This is a genomic window from Thermogemmata fonticola (genome assembly GCF_013694095.1).
GTDB classification, from domain to species: Bacteria; Planctomycetota; Planctomycetia; order Gemmatales; family Gemmataceae; genus Thermogemmata; species Thermogemmata fonticola.
The window spans coordinates 214,974-234,962 of the sequence record NZ_JACEFB010000005.1 but is presented as its reverse complement, the minus strand read 5'-3'; the positions used below and the strand labels follow the sequence as shown (position 1 = coordinate 234,962).

15 protein-coding genes are annotated in these 19,989 nt (G+C 57.2%); 6 read left to right on the top strand and 9 right to left on the bottom strand.

Annotation, left to right across the window (positions count from 1 at the left end):
* Positions 1-37: 37 nt before the first annotated feature.
* From H0921_RS09490 to trhA, 6 genes are all read right to left on the bottom strand, one after another.
* A complete protein-coding gene (locus tag H0921_RS09490) occupies positions 38-196 on the bottom strand; it encodes a hypothetical protein (RefSeq protein ID WP_194537821.1) in 159 nt (52 codons plus the stop codon).
* 105 nt (positions 197-301) lie between these two features.
* Complete coding sequence (locus H0921_RS09485; RefSeq protein WP_228499336.1) at positions 302-1,570, bottom strand: M16 family metallopeptidase; 1,269 nt, start codon at positions 1,568-1,570, stop codon at positions 302-304.
* A gap of 29 nt (positions 1,571-1,599) precedes the next feature.
* Positions 1,600-2,238 (bottom strand): GNAT family N-acetyltransferase, encoded by a 639-nt coding sequence (locus tag H0921_RS09480; protein ID WP_194537819.1) that lies wholly within the window; start codon positions 2,236-2,238, stop codon positions 1,600-1,602.
* Positions 2,239-2,370: 132 nt separating this feature from the next.
* Entirely contained in the window at positions 2,371-6,654 is a 4,284-nt protein-coding gene (locus tag H0921_RS09475; protein WP_194537818.1) for a neutral/alkaline non-lysosomal ceramidase N-terminal domain-containing protein, read from the bottom strand.
* 434 nt (positions 6,655-7,088) lie between these two features.
* Positions 7,089-8,390 carry a hypothetical protein gene (locus tag H0921_RS09470; RefSeq protein WP_194537817.1) on the bottom strand — a complete coding sequence of 434 codons (1,302 nt, stop codon included), beginning with the start codon at positions 8,388-8,390 and terminating at the stop codon, positions 7,089-7,091.
* A gap of 115 nt (positions 8,391-8,505) precedes the next feature.
* Positions 8,506-9,222, bottom strand: a complete 717-nt coding sequence (gene trhA / locus H0921_RS09465) for a PAQR family membrane homeostasis protein TrhA (RefSeq protein ID WP_194537816.1) — start codon at positions 9,220-9,222, stop codon at positions 8,506-8,508.
* 285 nt (positions 9,223-9,507) lie between these two features.
* Between trhA and H0921_RS09460 the strand changes: the two genes are divergently transcribed.
* Together H0921_RS09460 and H0921_RS09455 are read left to right on the top strand one after the other, a co-directional pair.
* On the top strand, positions 9,508-10,761 hold the full coding sequence (locus H0921_RS09460) for a serine hydroxymethyltransferase (RefSeq protein WP_194537815.1): 1,254 nt from the start codon (positions 9,508-9,510) through the stop codon (positions 10,759-10,761).
* Positions 10,762-10,912: 151 nt separating this feature from the next.
* Entirely contained in the window at positions 10,913-11,344 is a 432-nt protein-coding gene (locus tag H0921_RS09455; protein WP_194537814.1) for a ubiquitin family protein, read from the top strand.
* 334 nt (positions 11,345-11,678) lie between these two features.
* Here H0921_RS09455 and H0921_RS09450 read toward each other — a convergent pair whose 3' ends face one another.
* Positions 11,679-12,845 carry a DUF6263 family protein gene (locus H0921_RS09450; protein ID WP_194537813.1) on the bottom strand — a complete coding sequence of 389 codons (1,167 nt, stop codon included), beginning with the start codon at positions 12,843-12,845 and terminating at the stop codon, positions 11,679-11,681.
* Positions 12,846-13,175: 330 nt separating this feature from the next.
* Here H0921_RS09450 and H0921_RS09445 point away from each other — a divergent pair, with 330 nt between their 5' ends.
* Both H0921_RS09445 and H0921_RS09440 read left to right on the top strand, forming a co-directional pair.
* Positions 13,176-14,210, top strand: a complete 1,035-nt coding sequence (locus H0921_RS09445) for a DHH family phosphoesterase (RefSeq protein WP_194537812.1) — start codon at positions 13,176-13,178, stop codon at positions 14,208-14,210.
* Positions 14,211-14,257: 47 nt separating this feature from the next.
* A complete protein-coding gene (locus tag H0921_RS09440) occupies positions 14,258-15,418 on the top strand; it encodes a hypothetical protein (RefSeq protein ID WP_194537811.1) in 1,161 nt (386 codons plus the stop codon).
* A 204-nt stretch (positions 15,419-15,622) separates the two neighbouring features.
* Here the strand turns inward: H0921_RS09440 and H0921_RS09435 are convergent, their stop codons facing one another.
* Both H0921_RS09435 and H0921_RS09430 read right to left on the bottom strand, forming a co-directional pair.
* The gene (locus tag H0921_RS09435; protein WP_194537810.1) at positions 15,623-16,600 is read right to left on the bottom strand and encodes a hypothetical protein; all 978 of its coding nucleotides are present in this window, start codon (positions 16,598-16,600) and stop codon (positions 15,623-15,625) included.
* Positions 16,601-16,868: 268 nt separating this feature from the next.
* Complete coding sequence (locus tag H0921_RS09430) at positions 16,869-18,608, bottom strand: hypothetical protein (protein ID WP_194537809.1); 1,740 nt, start codon at positions 18,606-18,608, stop codon at positions 16,869-16,871.
* On the opposite strand from H0921_RS09430, the gene H0921_RS09425 reads away from it, so the two are divergent.
* Both H0921_RS09425 and H0921_RS09420 read left to right on the top strand, forming a co-directional pair.
* Positions 18,607-18,753, top strand: a complete 147-nt coding sequence (locus H0921_RS09425) for a hypothetical protein (RefSeq protein ID WP_194537808.1) — start codon at positions 18,607-18,609, stop codon at positions 18,751-18,753. The two genes, H0921_RS09430 and H0921_RS09425, sit on opposite strands and share 2 nt — an antisense overlap.
* A gap of 133 nt (positions 18,754-18,886) precedes the next feature.
* Positions 18,887-19,774, top strand: a complete 888-nt coding sequence (locus H0921_RS09420) for an SDR family oxidoreductase (protein ID WP_194537807.1) — start codon at positions 18,887-18,889, stop codon at positions 19,772-19,774.
* The last annotated feature ends 215 nt before the right edge of the window (positions 19,775-19,989 follow it).

Here is a 19,989-nt window from a genome sequence, read left to right as displayed (position 1 = left end):
AGAGTGTGGCTGCCTGAAGGCGCGGCTCGAACCAGTGTCAGGCATAACCCCGCTGCCAAAACACCCACCAGAGCACAGCGGCCAGCCAAAGGACAACTAGCCCGATGTAGGCGAACACATAGGGGGCTGCTACCTCATCCGCTTCGCGGGGCGTGGATGAAGCGGTTGAGGCGGTGTGGAGGGCGGTGTTTCTCATGGGCATCTCCAGCATGCGCAGGCATGTCTCATATTGGTCGTCAAGAGTAGTCGCTATCTCCTCCCGGTCATCGTTCCCCCGTGATCGCTTTCCTTCATCGGTTGGCTAGGGAGCCTTGGGAACGAAATTGGGTTGATAGGGGTGGCAGTACGGCGGCAAGGTCAACGGATGGGGTCCGAGAGTGGCCACTGTGACCGGCTCGCAGGGGAAGGCTCGCACATGCTCCAGGATCATCTCAGGGGTGAGTTGATCGATGATCTGTTGCATTTCATCGAAGGTACGGACCCGGCCGAGGAAAAACCAATCCGAGGCCATAATACCGGCACGGGATTTCGTCGATTCCTGTTGCATGATCAGGCCCGATTTGAGACCGGCTCGGATGCGGTCCACCTCATCGGCTTCCACCCCTTCCGCTAGGCGCCGCAGTTCACTTAACGTGACTTCCAGGGTCTGTTGTGCCCGATCCGCTCCGGTCCCCGCATAACCGACGATCGCAGCGACATGCCGGAATGTTTTGTGTCTCAGAGAAATCGAATAGCACAATCCCCGTTTCTCCCGAACCTCTGTGAAAAGGCGGGAACTCATTCCGCCGCAGAGAACCGCCTCGGCTGCCCGAGCGGCGTAATACTGCGGATGATTCACTGGCACGCTCGGATAGGCAAAAGCAATGTGGGTCTGATGCGTGTCTTTGAAGAGATGCCGGGAATAAGGTGTATGCGAACCGATGGCAAGTTCTGGCAGCGGTCCGGCAGGCCAATCGCCAAAGAGACGTTCTACCACGTCGCGTAGCGGTTCCCATTGGATGTCTCCCGCGACGGCCAAGATAATGCCGTTGGGTTTGACACATCGTTCATAGTGGTTTCGCAAACTCTCCGGGGTGACAGCACGAATGCCCTCAGCGGTCCCGTAGGAGTCCTGGTTCAGCGGCGGGGGAAAATGGCAATGGTGCAGTTCAATCCGGACCTGGGAGGAGGGGTTATCTTCGAGAGAGTCTAGGTCCTGGAGGGCGAGGGCTTGCACAGCGGGGAGTTCTTCCGGTGGCAGATGGGGACGGCGGAGAATGTCGGCATACACTTCCAGCACCGCGGGGAGATGGCGGGCTAGCATTGAGCATCCCAGATGCAAGGCGATGCGGCCGGCTGATTCCGAGCGATCTGTTCCCAGCGAATTGAGCACTGTTGACAATTCCCGGTGATTGCGGGACCCAGCGCCGCGGACGATCATTTCCGCGAGCAGGCTGCCTATTCCCCGCTGTTCCGGAGGATCGTAGGCCGAGCCGCCGGGGAGCAGGAAGTTGAAGGCCGCCGAGCGAACATGTTCCATCCGCTCCGCGATCAGAACCATGCCGTTGGCAAGCGTGTGCTGGAATAGCATCTGGCTCACAGGGCGTTCCATCCTCAGTATCAATTGGATGTCGCCGGGGGGAAAGACGGTTCCCCCGCTTCCGCAGGAGCACCTTCTCGATCGGCAGCTCCGCTGCATCCCGTTCCCGGCTTGCACGCGGCCCCTTCTCCTGCGATCGCTTCACGATACAGAGTTTTGTAGCAACGGAAATGGTGGCGGCGATACAAGTTCAAGGCAGCCTGATTGCTGGCAGTTACTTCCAGATAGACACGGCGGGCACCAGCCTGGTACAGTCCCTGCAAGCCGCGACGCAGTAAAGCGGTCCCCAAACCTTGTCCCCGGTGCGGCGAGAGAACTGCCAGATTGATGATCACCCCATGATCCCTGGTGTCCAAAGCGGCCTGGAGGCAGGCTACGTCTTGGCTGTTCTGGTAAGCGATCAACCAATTAGCCGCGGGACAGAAACCACGCCAGCGTGCCAAGGTACGAACGAGAACCAGACATCCGGTCACGGTCCCCAGCGACGGAAGTATGGTTGCATCAGGGGAATCCCGAAAACTCTCATACAGTACCGCGGCATGCCGTTCCACCACGGCGTCCGACCACGGCACCCAAACATATCCCGGCGGAAGCCGTACCTCCCACCCTGGCTCCTCAGACAAGGCACATTCCATCATGTAACGCTTGTGATACTTCACGCACGTTGTCCTGCAGAAGCCCATGTCAGATACTTTTTTCGTTCCTCGGCACGGGTGGGCGGATCATGAATCCTCGGCTTCCCCCGCTTGGGGCATTCGCCGGTTTCCAAGAGTCGGGCGAGGGAAAGAGCCTTACTGGTCCCGGCGCCCCGCGGTCCGCAGATAGGCGAGCAAGTTGGCTACGTCTTGAGGTTGGAGTTCTTTTTCCAGCCCTTCAGGCATCAGCGATACCGGAGTCGCCTGGAAGGAGAGGATCGCGGCACGCAGGAGGGTATCCTCCGCCCCATCAGGCCGTCGGAGCGTGATGCTGGTCGGAGTTTCAGCGGTAAGGATGCCGGTTAGGACTCGCTCATCGGCTGTGGTAATTTGGTAGGCCCGGTACCGTGGGTCCACTTCCCGATTGGGATCAAAGATAGCAATGAGGAGGTCCTCTCCGGATTTGTTTCCCAGTACGGCCAGCAAGTCGGGACCGACGGGATGGCCCACTCCGTCCAAGCGGTGGCAGGACGCACAGTGCTTTTGGAAGACCTGTTTTCCGGCGGCGGCGTCTCCCCGCATCTGCAAGGCGCCTTGATAAGCTGCAACCACGCGAGCGCGATCCGGATTGACGGCAAGCGACAAAACTGCTTGGGCTTTTTGCCGGACGGAGGCGGTGGGATGCGTGCGCAACTGCTGGACCTGGGCGGAGGATAACTCGCTGGCGGGCAATCGTCTTTGTTCAATGGCGCTCAACAAAGCCAGGATGCGATCCGGCCGGCTCAAAAGGATGTCCCGCGCCAGGGTGCGTGTCGCCGGAGGAAAGGCAGGATAACGTTCCAGGAGCAGAGCCGTCACGCGGGGGTCGTTATGGGAGGCCAAGGCCTGAAGCGCCGTCTGCTGAACCGTCGAGGGTACAGAGGGTTGGAGCGCTTGCTGGAGAGCCGAAAAGCTCCAATCCAAGGGAGCGTAGGCTAAAAGTCGTGCCGCAGCTAAGCGGGCGGGAAGAGAAGCCTGTTCATCCCCGACAGTGCGGCAAGCCTGCTCCAGACGTGCCTTGATAGTGGCGACTGCTTCTTGAGCATCTTGCGGAGGCTGCGCGAGCCACGCCGCCAGATTGATGCGCGCCTGCCGCATCCCCTGTCCCAAGCCTTCCAGCAGGTTGTGCTGGAGGGTCTCACTCCGCCGCTCCTTGGCGATCAGGCTGATGATAGTGGCGATTTCTCCGCTGTTTCCCCGCGCTCCGATCAAAGCAGCCAGCCTCTGGCACAGAACAAGAGGAGGGGACGGGTGGGCTATGAGCTTCTGGAGCAGCGGGATTTCCAGACCCCGGCTGGAGCTGAGAGCCGCCGTGACGAGCCAAGCGTCCGAATCCTGTCGCGTCAGTAGATGCTCCAGGACCTCTACGGCGGTGGAGGGGGGCAGGTAACCCGCGGTGAAAGCTAGTTGCAGCCGGACCATCGGGTCGGCGTCATTCTTGAGGCGTTGACAGGCCTGAACAAGTGAGGCGTGCTGTGGCAGAAGGGTTTCGGCCAGGCGCAGACCGTGTTCCCGCACCCCTGCTAAGGGGTCCTCCAGAAGAAGCAGAATATCCTCCGGGCGGAGCGCTCCCCAACCCTGTAAAGTCCAGGCGATGTTAACACGCGCCGGCCGGCCTCGCGTTTGCAGGAGCAATTGCCGCAGGCGAGGTGCCAGATGGGGAGTGGGATTTTCAAAGAAGAGACGTTGGGCGGTCATCCTTCGCCAGGGATTGGCATGAGCTAACTCCTGGGCCAGTTGTTCCGGGGTCAATTGTGTCAGGTCAGGGAGGGGGCTGACTTGGTATCCTTTCGGCGTGATGCGCCAGATGCGCCCGCGCCCGCGGCTTTCCAAGTTCAGTTGCTGCTTGATGTCATCGGGAAGGGATAGGGGGGTCTCGATAACTTCCCGGTAGAAATCGAGCACATAAAGGGCGCCTTCGGGTCCCACGGTGAGAAAAACGGGCCGGAACCAATTATCTGTGGAAGCCAGAAATTCGCGGTCCGCATAAGTCCGGACGGCACGGAAAAGGGAACCATGAGGGACCAAACGTTCGCGATGGATCAGATTGTTGGCCGGATCACAGACGAAGTTGTCGCCGTAGAATTCCGGGGGAAACAGATCGCCGGTGTAGATGCACGGGCTGCACGCGGAGGTGAAGTAACCTCCCGGCACCAATTCCGTAGTGGCGAAACGTCCCGCATCGCTTCCTCCCGCTCGTCGGGCTGTGCGTTCCACGCGCCATGGTTCAAACGGGGAAATGCGGAAGACGCGAGCCGCGGGACCATGCTCAGGAATATCGGCGGTGACCGCTGTCACAGGCAAGTGAGGATGGCGGCGCAAGTAGTGGTCGGGAAGCACGATTTGCCGTAGATGCTGGCTGTTGGTTGCCGTGAACCAGTGCTGAAAATCATCCGCGGTCAGCCCGTATTGTCCCCCACCGCTGGTCGGTTCCAGACTTGCCGGTATGTCTGGGCGGAAGCGCAAACCCCGATTCCGCAAACTCACTGCCGGAGATTGAGGCTTTTCGGCGGATCGGACAGTTCCCCCGTCATTGCCTGCACAGCCATAAACCCAATGGTCCACCCCCCACTGCAAACTGTTCACCATCTGCTGGATGTTAGCGAGGTTGAAGCCGGTGTACAGCACGCGCTTTTTATCCGCTACGCCATCCCCATCGGTGTCTTGCAGAAAGAGGATATCCGGTGCCACCGCAACTATGACGCCGTCTCGGTAGGGCGTGATCCCCATGGGAAAGCGCAATTGGTCAGCATAAATGGTGGACCGATCAAATCGGCCGTCTCGATCCGTGTCGATCAGGCAGCGAATGCGTCCGCGGGTTTCCGGGCCGGTTCCGACGCCTCCGTTGGGGTATCCTCGCATCTCGCAGACATAGAGGCGGCCTTTTGCGTCAAAGCACATGGCTACGGGATCGACCACGTCTGGCTCCGCTGCGACCAGTTCAATCTGGAATCCCTCGACGATGCGAAAGGAGGCGAGTTCCTCCTGGGGTGACAAGGGGCCGGGCGCCTGGGGCAGTTTGCCGGTGACCCCCGCCTGTTGTTTGACTTTGGTGATAATCAACTCCTCGATAGCGGCGCTCCATTTTCCCGGCATGCCATAGTAGATTTGCGAAAAGTCGGCTTCGTATCCCCCTTCTCGGAGCAGTCGCGCTGTGGGAATGTACGCCATGACGTCGTTGGCATAACCGGTGACCCATATTGCCGGCTTGTGCGGCAATTCCTTCTTCAATCGCAAGGCATAATCGACCACCACTTCGCCGCCTAAAGCCACCCAGTGAACCTGATCGCCCAACATCCAGGTTTGGACTGGGTAGTAGGGGTAGGTGTCTGAGATGCGCCCGCGGCTTTCCAGCTCTTGCAGCAGGCGCTGGGCGCGGCGTTGGACCGCCGGGTTCTTGCTCAACAGATCGGCATTGAGCTGCTCGCGAGTCGGGACTGCTTCGATCTTGAGGGTAATGGTGTCGTAACGGGTCGAAAAAGGCCCGCGGATCGTCTGGAGTTTTCCCAAGACGACCTTGCGTACCGCTTCGGCGAGTTCCTGTCCGTGCTTCTCACATAGCTCTAGAGTGCCTCGGGGATGGGGATTGGCATCTCCGCCACAGCCACTCCAGAACATGGCCACGGCTCCAGGAAATGCTTTCTCCACTTCGAGCTGAGCAAAACCGGCGTAATCCCCGCACCACTGATAGAAGCTCAGAGTGGTGTTATGACAGGCGTAACCGAACACGATGACCCAGGGTTTGCCATCACCTTGGCGCACGACCAATACCGGCACCGAGTGATCGACAGGACCTTCTCGATTGACCCCGATGACAATACCCTTAGGTGTCGGCTGGCGTCGATTGATGGCGAAACCGGCCGCTCCTTCGCCGAATTGGAGTTGCACCGGTTCGAGCTTCTGCACCGCGGAATCGATCAAATCGATCAAGTCCTGGGAGAGTTTGTCAGTGTACACTTCGACTTTGCGAGCCTCTTGAGGATTGAGGCCATACATGTCAATGAGATTGGCTCGGAGAACTGGTCCGCAATGCGTGTGAGAGGACGTAAGCATAATGGCGGAGCGGGGAATGCCGTGTTTTTTCTCGATAGCTTGAGTCACCTTTTCCGCCAACGGGCGTGGGATGCCGATTAGGTCCGTCGTGACCAGGATCAGTTTTTTGCCCTGCGCATCCTGGAGGCACAAGGCTTTGGCGTACAAGTCATGAACCTTGCCTTCTGCTGGTTTGTTCCGGGCGGCATAACCTGCCATCCACATTGGCTCCACAGGTGTGATGACCTTGACAGCCACACCCGCTTTGTATTCTCCCTCCGCGGCGACCCCGACGGCAGACGTGACATTCCAGACGCCACTGATCACCCAAGCGATCCCAGCGATGGACAGAAGCGTACAGGTGCGCATGATTTTCTTCCCCCATAGAGGAAAAACAGCGAGCAGCAAGATCAGGGTGCAGCCAGATTTTCTGGGGGGCCCTGTCGGGCAGCTCTGCTCGTCTGGGGAAATACCTCGCGGGTTCAGCCCCCACCCCCAGAGAATCTAGTTACACCCCAAGATCATACCCCAATGATTTTTCCTATTATCTCTGGGATTTTCATCATATCCTCGAAACCAGGCAGGGGACTGTTTTTAGATGTTCCGCTTCCCGGAGAACAGATACTAGGCAAGTCACGGAGTAACTGAAGCAAGAGGTCTTTATGGTTATCATGTTTTCCTAACATAAGGCCGGCAAGGAACACAGCATACCATAGAGATTTTAGTTCAGATTGCAGTATGGATATTTGCAAGACCCTACCGGTATCCGGAGCCTGGCGTTTGTTGCGGCCGTCCCGGAAGGATCATTCTCCCGGCGCTTTGCCGAGCAGTTCGCGGATGGTTCGCAAGAGAAGTTCTTCGCTTTCGGGGGCGGCCAAGGCGACTGTGGGTTCATAGCCGCCTTCGAGGAAGGCACGGGCTGTGGGAATGTATCCCATTCCGCCGTCGCCGTAAGCTACGGTGAACACGAAGGCATCTGGCCGCATCTTTTGGGCCGCTAGTTGATATTCGACAAAGGCTTCGCCTGGCAAGAATAGGGCGAGAATGCGGTTGTCGAAGTCCAGGCAGTTGATCTCAATGGGGATGTGCAAGCGCTTGCGCCACGCCAGTTGGAAGGCGGCGTTGTTGCGGCGGGCGGGCGGAGCTTTGGGGTCTTCCAGGACCTTGCGGCTGGCAGCGTCGCCGAATGACTCTTCCCGCCGCGCAGGAAAGCGGATGGCCTTGTACCGCCAGGACCAGCCGCGCAGGGGTTGCGTCGTGGTGGCTTTCCAGGCGGCTGCCATCGCCGCATGAATGCGATCCCGCAGCACCCCCCGATTCTCCTTGGCGCCGTCGTTGTACTTGCCGGCGGTGATGTTCCCGCCGCAACCGTTGAAATAGACCTGAAAAACGCCGGTTTCCTGCCGTCGTTTCTCTCGGGCCAGGCCGCAAAAATCGGCGCTGACCCGCCCGTCTCCGTAATAGCTCATGGGATGGCAGGCATAACTGTGCAGAGCCGCCAGAGGGCGATCCTCGTGCCAGAAGCTGATCGTGCGGAGTATGGGATCGATCAAGCCTTCCGGGGCGGCGCGGGCTTCGGGGTTTTTCGTGGCACTAGTCCGCACATACTGGACTTTGCCATCGGGTCCGAGTACCCGTCGATTCGAGGCTACCTTCTCGACCCGTGCCGCTCCGATGCCGATGTGCGTCCAGCGTTGGGCGCGGGGTAAGGACGCCTTCAAAGCTTCTGCACAGCGCTGCACGCAGTCGGAAAAAAACTTCAAATCCAGGGAATCGGGTGCCCCGGCAGCGGCGATCAGTTTCTGGGCTTCCAAGTCTGCAAACGGGGTATTATGCGGATGTACGCAATGCACCGATACATACTCCGGCACCGTATGGGCAGCGTCCGCGAGTGCCTGCCGCCACTGCCGGTAGGCTTCGTTGCGCAACCCTGTCCAGTCCACCGCACACAATACGATTGGCTTATCTCCGCCCAAAAGCACCACTCCCAAAGCCCGCAAGGGATCGTCCACCCCGCGGACCGGCTCAATCCATCCGCCGCAAAGAGGATGGCCCAGAGGAGGAGTCACATCACACTCGAAGGTCGCCACATGAAACACCGGCATGGCCCGTTACCTCAAACTTTGCATCGTCGGCTTGAGTTATATTCGCCTCGGCAAGTGGAGTGTGCAACCCGCCGTGAGCATCCTCCCATAGCCCGCGCTGGCTGCGAGGCTAGCCTTAGCATAGCCGATTTTGGCTAATGAAGTGAGTGGGCAAGACAGGATATTTTCCGCTGATGCCGCTTGGGGAGGCGCCTGGCCTCAGAAGTACGTGGCGAACGATGAAAACAAAAAAGGCCAAGCTGCCGGCGCTGTCGCAAAAGTGGAGCACCTCATGGGGGCCAATCCAACCGGGAATCAGCACGGGCCAGCGGCTTAGCTCGCACACCGCACCGAAGGTGTAGCAGGCAGCACCGAGCCAGGCCCAGTTCATCGCGCGCGCTCCCAACGCCTGGTAATACCAGCGGATCGGTATAATGCCGATCCACCCCATCGCCAAGTAGACCCCGACGACCAGAGTGTGGGGCGGCTTAGGCAAAGCCCAGAGGGACGCGATACCCAGGCACGCCATCAGCCAGACACCACCGAGGAACCATCGCCGCCACCGCCGCGGCAGCAGGATCGCCATGATGGGCGTGTTAGTCCCAGCAATGAGCAGATATATGGCTGATTGATCCAGCTTCTGGAACAACCGATGCTGGGCGGTGCTCTCGTAATACAACCCGTGGAAGAGGCCGCTTGCCGTGTAGAGTAACACCATACTCATGCCGTAGATCATCGCAACGGTTCGGGATGGCTGCGGAGCCAGGCGATACATCAGGGCAGTCGCGAACACGGCCCAGATTGCTGTGAGCAGGTGGGATAAGGAACTAACTGGGTCTCGCAATTCGATCACGTTGGTGCACCTCTACGATTGGCACGCCATGTTCTCTGGCCTCTTTTCACCGTTCCGATTCGATTGAGAGTATGGGGATAAATAGTAGTAGATATTGTTTCGGTTCGTCCTGTCCATAGAAAGTGCATTGTTTGCCGAAGGTCGCAGAACAAGTCTCGATTTGTCCCGTCCACCGGAGGGGTGTTGGCCGTAGAGCGGAATCGTCCCTCAGCCGTTGCCAGGAACTTTTGCTAAAACGACTCAACAAGCTGATAACGTGGACCGGAGTGAAGGAGTCCTGAATCCATGAGCGTGCTTGAGCAAGCGGATCCAGAAGTTTATGCCGCCATCGCTGGGGAACGGCGCCGACAGCAGTACGGCCTGGAGATGATCGCAAGCGAAAACTACACCAGCGCTGCTGTTCTGGAAGCCCAAGGGTCTGTTCTGACCAACAAATACGCGGAGGGGTATCCCGGCAAGCGTTACTACGGCGGTTGCGAATATGTGGATCAGGTCGAACGCTTGGCGATCGAACGGGCGAAGCAACTCTTTGGGGCGGCTCACGTGAATGTCCAGCCGCATTCCGGCGCGCAGGCAAATATGGCGGTCTTTTTCGCTGCTTTGCAGCCCGGCGACGTCATCCTTGGCCTGGATTTGGCTCATGGCGGCCACCTGACCCACGGCATGCGCTTGAATTTCTCCGGCAAATACTTTCAGGTGATCAGTTACGGTGTGCGCCGGGAGGACCACCGCATCGATTTCGACGACTTGGCTCGCAAGGCTAAGGAGCACCGCCCGCGTCTGATCATTGCGGGAGCCAGCGCCTATCCCCGGCAGCTCGACTTTTCCCGTTTTGCGGAAATCGCTGAGTCCGTAGGAGCGCTCTTGCTCGTGGATATGGCCCATATCGCCGGCCTCATCGCCGCCAAACTCCACCCGGACCCGGTACCTTACGCTCACTTTGTCACCAGTACGACGCACAAGACCCTTCGCGGGCCACGTTCCGGATTCATCTTGTGCCAGGCGGAATGGGCTGACCGCATCAACGCGGCCGTTTTTCCCGGCATCCAAGGCGGACCGCTCATGCACGTCATCGCAGCGAAGGCCGTGGCTTTTGGAGAAGCCCTCCGCCCCACCTTCCGAAACTATGCCGCCCAGATTATTGCCAATGCCCATGCCCTGGCGGAGGTTCTCTTACGTGCTGGATTTTCCCTCATCTCCGGCGGTACAGATACGCATTTGCTTCTGGTCGATGTGACAGCCAAGGGCTTGACTGGTAAGCAGGCGGAACAGCTCCTCGATGCAGCCGGCATCACCGTCAACAAAAATATGATTCCTTTTGATACTCGCAAGCCGTTCGATCCCTCAGGAATCCGCATCGGTACACCCGCTCTGACCACCCGGGGGATGAAGGAAGACGAAATGCGAAGAATCGGGAGCTGGATCGATCAGGTCCTATCCCATCCCGGAGATACCACTGTCCTGGAACGGGTTCGAGCGGGAGTCCGGGAATTGTGCGAGCAGTTTCCCGCTCCGGCAGAGAGTGCAAGAGCCTGCTGAGATGTTCTCCCCCGAAGAGGAAGCAGGGGGCTTGATCCTTCGGCTGTCAGGACCGGCATTGCTCCTTGACATCCCCGCACATGTGGTAAACTTCACACAAGAGTGTGCTCTCGGTTTGCTCTTCCAGTGCGTTCCGATTCTTTGAGTCAGTATGAATGCTGCCGTTATTGTCCTTTTATTCTGCTGCGGTTTGATCACCTTGGCCTTGGTGGCGGTGTACCTCCTCACATTTGCCTTCCGTTATGCTTGTGTCTTGTGCGGACTTCCCAAGCCGTCGATGTGGACGGCCTTTGGGATGTTGGTGCTGATCTGGATTTGCAAAACCGTCGCTGAGGCCATCATGAAAACGATGGTGGAGCAGGGATGCCAACGTTTTGGCTTACCGCCTTGGGAGGGCTGGTTGATCGTGTTCCTACTGGTTTTGCCTATAGACCTGTTGATCTCCGCTTCCATGCATGCCGTCTTTATGGGTATCCGCATCGGTAAGGGGATCGAAGTTTGGTTTGTGCAGTGGCTCATGATCGGCGCCATTCTCGCAGCCATCGCTGGGGTGGCGGCAGTCTACATCCTCGCCGCTGCCTAACATGTAATTCTCTCCGCTGCTAGCAACGAATAACTGCGGTGGCTTCCTGCGGGAAAGTGGGGTTGTCGGTTCTGACAAACTCGAATCCCTTCAGCGTGGGTTTGCGGGATACCTTAGCGGCCAAGTTCCTGCACTTCAACTTTCTCTTTGAGTTCTCCCCTCATTGGAATTGGCAAGGACGAAACAATGGTAGGAAGCAAAACGAAACAGGGCAGCCGTCAGACTGCCCTGGGGAAGCGAACGTTACGTTGTAGGCCGTATTCTCATTCCAGCCAATGAGAGTCTAGGACATTGGCCACAATTGGACGAATGCTAGAGGCTAAACTGCCGCTAACTACTTCGATGTGGACGGAGACGAGAGGAAGCTACTGTCGCCTGTGCGTAGTATCGTCTTTTGCTCCTGGTAGATTTCCACTTTGGAGTCCGTGGCGCCGATATTGACGGTCAACTCCCCTTTCAACTTGAGCGTGATTTCTGCTGAAACGATCCGCTGCGTTTTGGGATCGTAATAGATCACACCCTTGGGAGGTTGCTCTCCCATGCCTTTCGGTTGTTCCAATTTTCCTTCCTTAATGCGGAAGAATAGGCCATCGGTTCCCGGTTCTTTAGGAACGGTGTAGGTCACATCGGTCTCCACTTCAATCTTGTCGTATTCTTTCTTGCCTTCCTCTGTTCCGGGGCCGACATACTTGAATTTATACGTAACTTCGTACTTGCCGATGGGTCCCAAGGAAATAGCAGCTTTCTTTTCCCACGTATCCCCAGGCTTCCGCGGTGAATCCGGAACAAGGTAGAAGGTGGGGTCGCACATCTGCTTGAGGGAGTCATCCGTGACGATGTTGCGGAAGAGGCTATCCAATTGGTTATTCCCGCCGGAGAGTTTGCGAATAAATTCGTCCTTGCCACTCACCGCTTCCACCTTGAAGGCCTTGTCCAAGGTGACGACGAATTTGGTGCCGACGAGCTTACGGAAGAACTCCATCAGGGTCGGATTCCCAGCGGTGACACTGGCGTCCGGCTGCGTCGAATCGTAGTTGATCGTGTTGCCGGAAATGTCAATGCTGACCTTCAGCCCTTCCACTTCCTGTTCCAGTTCCCATTTTTCCCCCACTTGCTTTAGCGGATTCCACTTGAAGTAATAGGTGCTTTCCTGTTTCTGGGTCACATCCTGACCTTGTACTTTGATCACCTGGGATACTTGAGTTTTGAGTTCCTGGTAGAACTTCTTGTCCTTCTCGAACTTGAGTGCGAAAGTCCGGGCATTAGGATCCGCCTTTGGTTCCTCCTTTTTGGGTTCCTCCTTTTTCGGCTCTTCTTTCTTGGGTGTTTCCTTTTTGGGTTCCTCCTTCTTAGGTTCTGTCTTTTTCGGGTCCTGGGGGCTGGTGGTGGATTTCGCGGGCTGTTCCTGGGCGGGCGGTTGTGTTTTGACGTCTTGCGCCGCAGTGAAAGCGACGAACACCCCTAGGGCCAGCGAGGCAATCATCAGGCGGATCCGTGACACGGTGTCTACTCCTGCAATGGGACAAGCCCCCGGCTAAGGAAGGGGGGCAAGTCTTCGAGGTTAGGTGAGGCATACGGCAGTAACGTAACAGAGGTGTTGTACCTGTAAGCTGCGGAGAAGCAAGGCAGAAGCCGGAAAACTGGTAAACTGTTACACGTGCCGAGGAAAAGCGTCCAAGCGGTCTCGTCGTGGCTCATTAGAAACTAGCAGCGGCGTCGAACGAAGCGAAGTTGTGGAAGAAGGATAGCGGAGAGTAGCGGGTTTCCCTGTTCCGAATGGGAAGGGTGGACTACAATTCCAGCAACCCCACCGACCCTGGCGGAGCACTTTATGCCCGTGGACTGGTCTGGATTGGTGACCCTGTTGCGGCAACGGGATCGACCCTTGCTGATGACTCATGTGCGACCAGATGCCGATGGGCTAGGCTCCCAATTGGCCTTGTATGAGATGCTTCAAGTGATGGGGAAGCATCCGCGCGTGGCGATCGCGAGTCGTTTGCCCCCACGTTACGCCTTTCTGGACCCTGAGCGCCGGATCATCGAGGATTTCAAATCCGCCGACTGGCAGGACCGTGATTGCGTGCTGATCCTGGATACTGGGACTTGGGCCCAACTGGGGGATTTCGCAGATTGGCTTCGCCGGTCCACGCTGCCGCGGGTTGTTATCGACCATCACCGTACCCAAGACGATTTGGGCGGATTGGCGTGTGTCGATGTAACCGCAGAAGCGACAGGCCGTCTGGTTTATGAGTTGATTCAGGCGTTGGGTTTGCCGCTGCGACCGGGTGCGGCTCAAAATCTGTTCATGGCCCTGGCCACGGATACCGGCTGGTTCCGGCACGCCAACACGACGCCCAACACGTTCACCCTGGCAGCCACGCTCATGCAAGCAGGGGCACAACCGACCATCCTCTACGAGAAGCTTTACGAAACAGCAACTTTGGCACGCCTGCGACTCGTAGGTCTAGCCCTGGAACGCTTGCACATCGCCTTGGGCGGCAAAGTGGCCTATACCGAGATTTACCTGAAAGATTACCCGCTGACCGGGGCCGTACCAGGCGACACGGAAGAACTCATCAACTACCCCCGGAGCCTGGAAGGGGTGGAAGTAGCTTTAGTGTTCATCGAGCAAGCCTCCGGCGGAACCAAAGTCAGCTTCCGCTCCCGAAGTGTGGATATTTCCCGCTTGGCGGAACGTTTCGGAGGAGGAGGCCATCCCCTGGCCTGTGGCGCTACTCTTCCTCTACCTTTACATCAGGCACGGGAAACCGTCCTCGCTGCCCTCCAGGAATGGCTCCGTCCCTCGCCGTCTCCCGATGCTGCCAGCCCTCTGCTGACCTCCCCCCAGGAACCACCCCACCACTAAGCCTGCCTTCCGCCCGCCTGAGTGACGGACTTGTTGGAGACAGCACGATGTCGCATCTACAAAACAGCTTGACTCTCCGGTGTTTACCGGGACCCGCTCGCCTTGTCCTGACCGTCTTCTTGATCGCAGTGGGACTCGGTTATCTGGCTGCCCTTGTCCAGCTTCACGTGCAGGATAGCCGCAGTGGGACCCCTTTGCCTACCGTGGCCGATGTCATTCTCAAGTACACGGGCAAGCAATGGTTGGATACCGCCCCTCCGCCGCCGGTGAGCCAGCTTGAAAAGCTCATCATGGGGCCGATCGAAGGGGCGCCCTGGAATGGTACCGGAAGCATGGCCCCGGCCTTCTTCCACAAGGACGGAGCCGGTTTCAAACGGGAGTACGAGCAGGCGGACCCGGAGACGCAGAAGCGCCTCATGGCTGAACGTAACGGGGAACGCGAAGCCCTTCGCCTTTGGATCCGTACACCCGATGAGCAACGTCGGGCGGCCTACGAAGCCGATCGCTTCGTTCCGCCACCCCAAGCTGCTCCCACTCACATTACCCCGGATTATCGTCATCCCGACGGAGCGATTAAGGTCAAGTCGATCCTCAACGACCGCTGCGCCCGCTGTCATGCCGCCGGAGCTGAGCAAGAGAACTATCCCCTGGAAACCTACGAGCAAATTGCCAAATACCTGGTCGTTCCGCCGAGTATCGAAGTGCCGCCGGGAGGGGGTTGGGTCGCGGTGTCCACACCCATAAGTATCGAAAAATTGGCCCAATCCACGCATGCCCACTTGCTAAGTTTCGCTCTTCTCTTTTCCGCCACAGGCTTGCTCCTCGCCCTGACCGACTACCCCCCCCTGCTGCGATACATTCTCGCACCTTGGGTCCTGCTGGCTTTCTTGGCAGACATCACCTTGTGGTGGTTGGCGCGCCTCTCTGACCTCTACGGTCCGTATTTCGCCATGATGATCCCGCTGACAGGAGCCGTTGCGGCGCTGGGATTGACCCTCCAAATCCTCCTGACACTTTTCCACCTCTACGGCTCAAAAGGTAAGACTGTCTTGGGCGTTGTGCTTCTCCTGTTGGCATTGGTGGCTGTGTTTGTTTATGCTCAGCAAATCCGGCCAGCGCTCCAAGCGAAACGAGAACGTCTGGCGAATAATCCGCCAGAGTCTGCTCAGCCTTCTCCGCCTGCCGGCTTAGCTCCGAAAACGGACTAACCCAATTCGGCAGCTTAGTCCATACCAGATGGATAGGCCGGGAGAATGAAACATCATGGGGATTTGATGAATCTCGGAAATCCGATGAATTCAAGTCATTAATGACGTATTATTCCAAAGTAAAAATCCATCAGTATGGATATACTGATGGATTAATAGTACATCAGGTTAATGTATCAAAGTGGCTCTCATCTATCTAGCTCCTTATTGGGCTAGCTCTCCGCTGAAACCGATTTTTCCTCCGAACCCGCCAAATCCCCCGATGCCTCCAGCAATTCCCATCATATTGAATCCACCTATACCCATCATATTAAATCCTCCCATCCCCATCATTCCCATCATGTTGAATCCCCCCATGCCCATCATGCTAAATCCCCCCATTCCCATCATATTGAATCCACCCATCCCCATCATGTTGAATCCACCCATGCCCATCATGCCCATCATGCCTCCCATCCCCATCATTCCCATCATGTTGAATCCCCCCATCCCCATCATGCTAAATCCCCCCATTCCCATCATATTGAATCCACCCATTCCCATCATTCCCATCATTCCGCCCATGCCCATCATGCCCATCATGCCCATCATGCCCATCATGCCACCCATTCCCATCATTCCCATCATTCCGCCCATTCCCATCATGCCCATCATGCCACCCATGCCGCCCAGGTAGCCACCGGGGATAGTTGGCAGCATTTGAATACCACCTCCGCCGATGCCACCAAATCCACCGCCGATGCCACCAAATCCGCCGAACCCACCTCCGATGCCACCAAATCCGCCACCGATGCCACCAAATCCGCCGAACCCACCTCCGATACCGGCAAAACTCCCGAATCCACCTCCGATCTGAAATCCGCCGAATCCGCCTCCGATCTGGAATCCGCCTCCGATTTGGAATCCGCCGCGGTTACCAAAGTTCTGAAAGCCTTGAATGCCCTGATTCCCTTGGATCCCTTGATTTCCCTGGATGCCTCGGTTGCCTTGGATGCCTTGGATCCCTTGGTTTCCCTGAATACCAGCGGGGCGCCATTCACCGGGTGGAACATAGGGCAAAAAGCCGGGGCGAAGGGGACCTTTTCCCGGCTGAGCTTTCACACCTGTCACCCAAGGTACCACGGCACAAACGCTCATGACACCGACCACCATAGCCAGCCCACGGGGTAGAGTACGCAACATTGCTGCTCCTTCACCGGACAGAAAGGATGGTCCCGCAATTCGACAACGAAAAGGAAGCACCACCGGCATTGACCCTTGGGATGACCTGACCGCCAAGTCTCTCCCACCAGGGCAAGTATTGGTTCAGCATACAGGCTGACAAGAAAAATGCGCGGGGAAAATTTCAAAAAATATAAAAAAGTTGCTCCCGATCTACCTTTCCTTGCCATATCGGGTGTCTTGAACTGATGGGATTGATCAGGAGGGGAGAAAAAAGTGTAGGGTCGGTTTACTCTCCCAATCGGAAATCAAAAAACATTTTCAGGGACGCAAGGATCAGCCGATCGTAAAATCGTATCGTCAGCCGGAGTTGTTCTCCGCCCTCGAGCTGAATTTGGTATCCCATCATGCTATTTTTCTCTTGGCCAAGCCGGTTGCGCACTTGTTCGCCGACTTCTTCATCACCCGTGAGTATGGTTACCAAGGCGGCAAACTGTTTCGGTTGATAGTGCCACTCAAAGGCGGCTCCTGGACCTGGTTGCAGTTGGCTGATCTGTCGCAATATGGTCAGGGCTTCGGGTCCGACAGCTAAACCCAAGGCATCCGGACCGCAGGCGACGAAGAGGGCAGGGTTCTCACCGAAAAGTCGTTCACCGTGATCTCGCACTTCGGCAGGCAATAGGGGCCAAACCTTCAAACGGTGCACCGTCCATTCTCCGGCCTTGGCGGCATCCATCTCGAACATCGGTGCGAACGAGCGCTGCTGGGCCAGATGCTTCAACGCCTTCTCCACGTTCTTGGAACCACTGCAACTCAAAACCGCAGCGGCACTGTAATGGCCTTTGGCATTCGGTTCCCGCAGTAGAATAGCGCTTTCCAATTTCCCCTCCTCGCTGTCGCGCTGCCAACTCCGAGCGATTTCCAGAAACACCTCGGCTACCTCCTTTGGCCAACCCGCCCCCTTGATTTCCTCCTGGGCAATCTCTCCAATTGCGCTCCAGAGCTTTCGCCATTCCGGGGCAAATTGAGGGGGTTGGATCACCAGGGCCGTTGTCGTGGAGGGGATTTGGGCAAGACCAGAGAAACGCTGCTGGCTTTGCCCCCGCTGTTGCACCACACGGGCAAGAGGAGTACCAGGCCGGGGGAGCAGAATCGCATCCAGGATCACTTGACCGCCGGGATCATTGAGTTCCCAGCGGAGCTGAATCTCAAGCTCCTCCGCTTCCTGGGCTACGCTCTGGATATTCCGCACCAGCCATGACGGCACATCCTCATAAAGAACTTTGGTGAGCTTGGCCTGGCTACCCTTGTCTCCCGCATTTCCCGCAAACAGACCTCGCATTTTAGCAAAACCGTTGTTCACTCCCTGGATGAGTTCCTTGACCGAGTCTTGCGGTACTCGTCCCGGATACAATCGCAGGCTGATGATCGTTTGGGGTTGGTCTCGCCACAATTCCTCAGGCTTGGGCAGGGCCAACGCTGGCCACGGTGAATCGACATTCAGCAAAAGATAAGCCCACTGGTTTGGCATCAACCGAAGGTAGGAGCTTTTGGAAATCAGTGAGGAGGGAAAATGAATTTTGTATAAAAACTTGTCTTTGACATCTTTCTCGGCGCGAATCTCCAGGCGCTGAAGTAAATCGAGAAACGCCTCAGTATCCGTGATGGGCAGAATCAAGGCAAAAGCAGTGTCCTCGGATTTGGCTCTCCAGATGGCGAAACCGCCCCAAGGCCGGTTCAGGTCCAAACCCGCGAACCCCTTGTCTCCGAGTTGCTTCTTGAGTGCCGAGTCGAAAGATTCCACCAGTTGGGGGCCTTCTTCCTTGCCCATTCGGCGGAGGGCCTCGCGAGCTAACGCAAGCAGTTGAGCCACCGGTTGCCCTTGGAACACTAATGTGGGTTGGAGCTTGGCAGGTTGTTCCTGAGCGGTTTTCTGTAAAGCATTTCTCGCCTCCAACTCCGCGCTGATTCCCACAACCCCAATCAGGCCCGCGAGCAGCCCTCCCAAACGGAAATGCCACGTTGACATGGTTGGTTCTCCGAAATGCGGCTGTTGGGACCGTCCCCTCCACTTCAAGCATCATAACCCCCGCCTGCGGCTCCTGCAATCAGGCAGTGGTGTGCGCCGCTTACCTTTGCAACACGTGTATCGCATCATTGCCGGCACTGCATGAAGCAATGTGGGCAAACGGCATGGAGGGTTAAGCGTGCTTGCCTGACGGTAACAAAGGCGATATACCGCATGAGAACCAGGTACCTTGGCAGGAGAGAGCATTCTCCTCGTGGTTTACGGGAGGCATGGGAGTCATGGTTCCGATCGATTTGAGCGGCAAAGTCGCTCTGGTGACTGGTGTGGGAGATAACCACAGTTTTGCCTGGTACATTGCCAAGCGTTTGCAAGAAGCCGGGGCGACGATCGTTCTGGCGTGCCATCCGCGGGTGGTCAATATTGTCGAGGGGTTACTCCGCAGCCAGCATGCTGACGACGTGGAATCCCGCAGACTTTCCAATGGCCAGGAATTCCAACCTGCACGGATTTATCCCTGTGATGTTAGCTACGACACCATGGACGATGTTCCTCCGGAAGTCAAAAACGACCGGCGTTATGCCCGATTTGCCGAATATTCGATTCAAGGGACCGTGGATGCTATCGGCAAGGAATTCGGAGGAATCGACATCCTCATTCACTCGATCGCATTCAGTCGCGAGGTCACGAAACCACTGATTGAAACCAGCCGAAAGGCTTATCACGAAGCGATGGGGATTTCTGCTTACTCGCTCACGAGTCTGGTGCGGGCCGCAGTCCCCTACATGAGCCATCGACCATCCGGGGGTAGTGTCGTGGGATTGACGTATGTTGCGGCGGAACGAGTGGTGCCCCATTATGGGGGCGGCATGGCGACATGCAAGGCAGCCCTTCAGATCGACGCTAAGCAGTTGGCTTGGTTCGTAGGCGATCGCAACATTCGGGTCAATTTGATCTCAGCGGGACCTTACGGCAGCCGTGCAGCGCGCGCGATCAATAAGGATTTCGACAAACTGATCCAGCATGCCGCTGAACACTCCCCCTTGCGCCGGCCTATCAAACCGGAGGAAGTCGCCGATGGCGTGCTCTTCCTGTGCAGCCCCTTGGCCAGTGCCATCACGGGGCAAATCCTGTACGTGGACTGTGGCTACAACATCATGGCCACGTGATACGGCGGCTGTTCCCCGTTTTGTAACAGCCACTTCCGTTTCACCTCCGCTTCGCTTATACTACTGTCGCCCTTCCTCATCCTGGAGTCATTGCCATGGCTATAGCGGTAGTCTGTCCGCAATGTAGTTCGCGTTTGAATGCACCGGATATCGCAGCGGGAAAGCGTGTCAAGTGCCCGAAATGTCAGACTCTGGTGAACGTTCCCCAAGCCGCA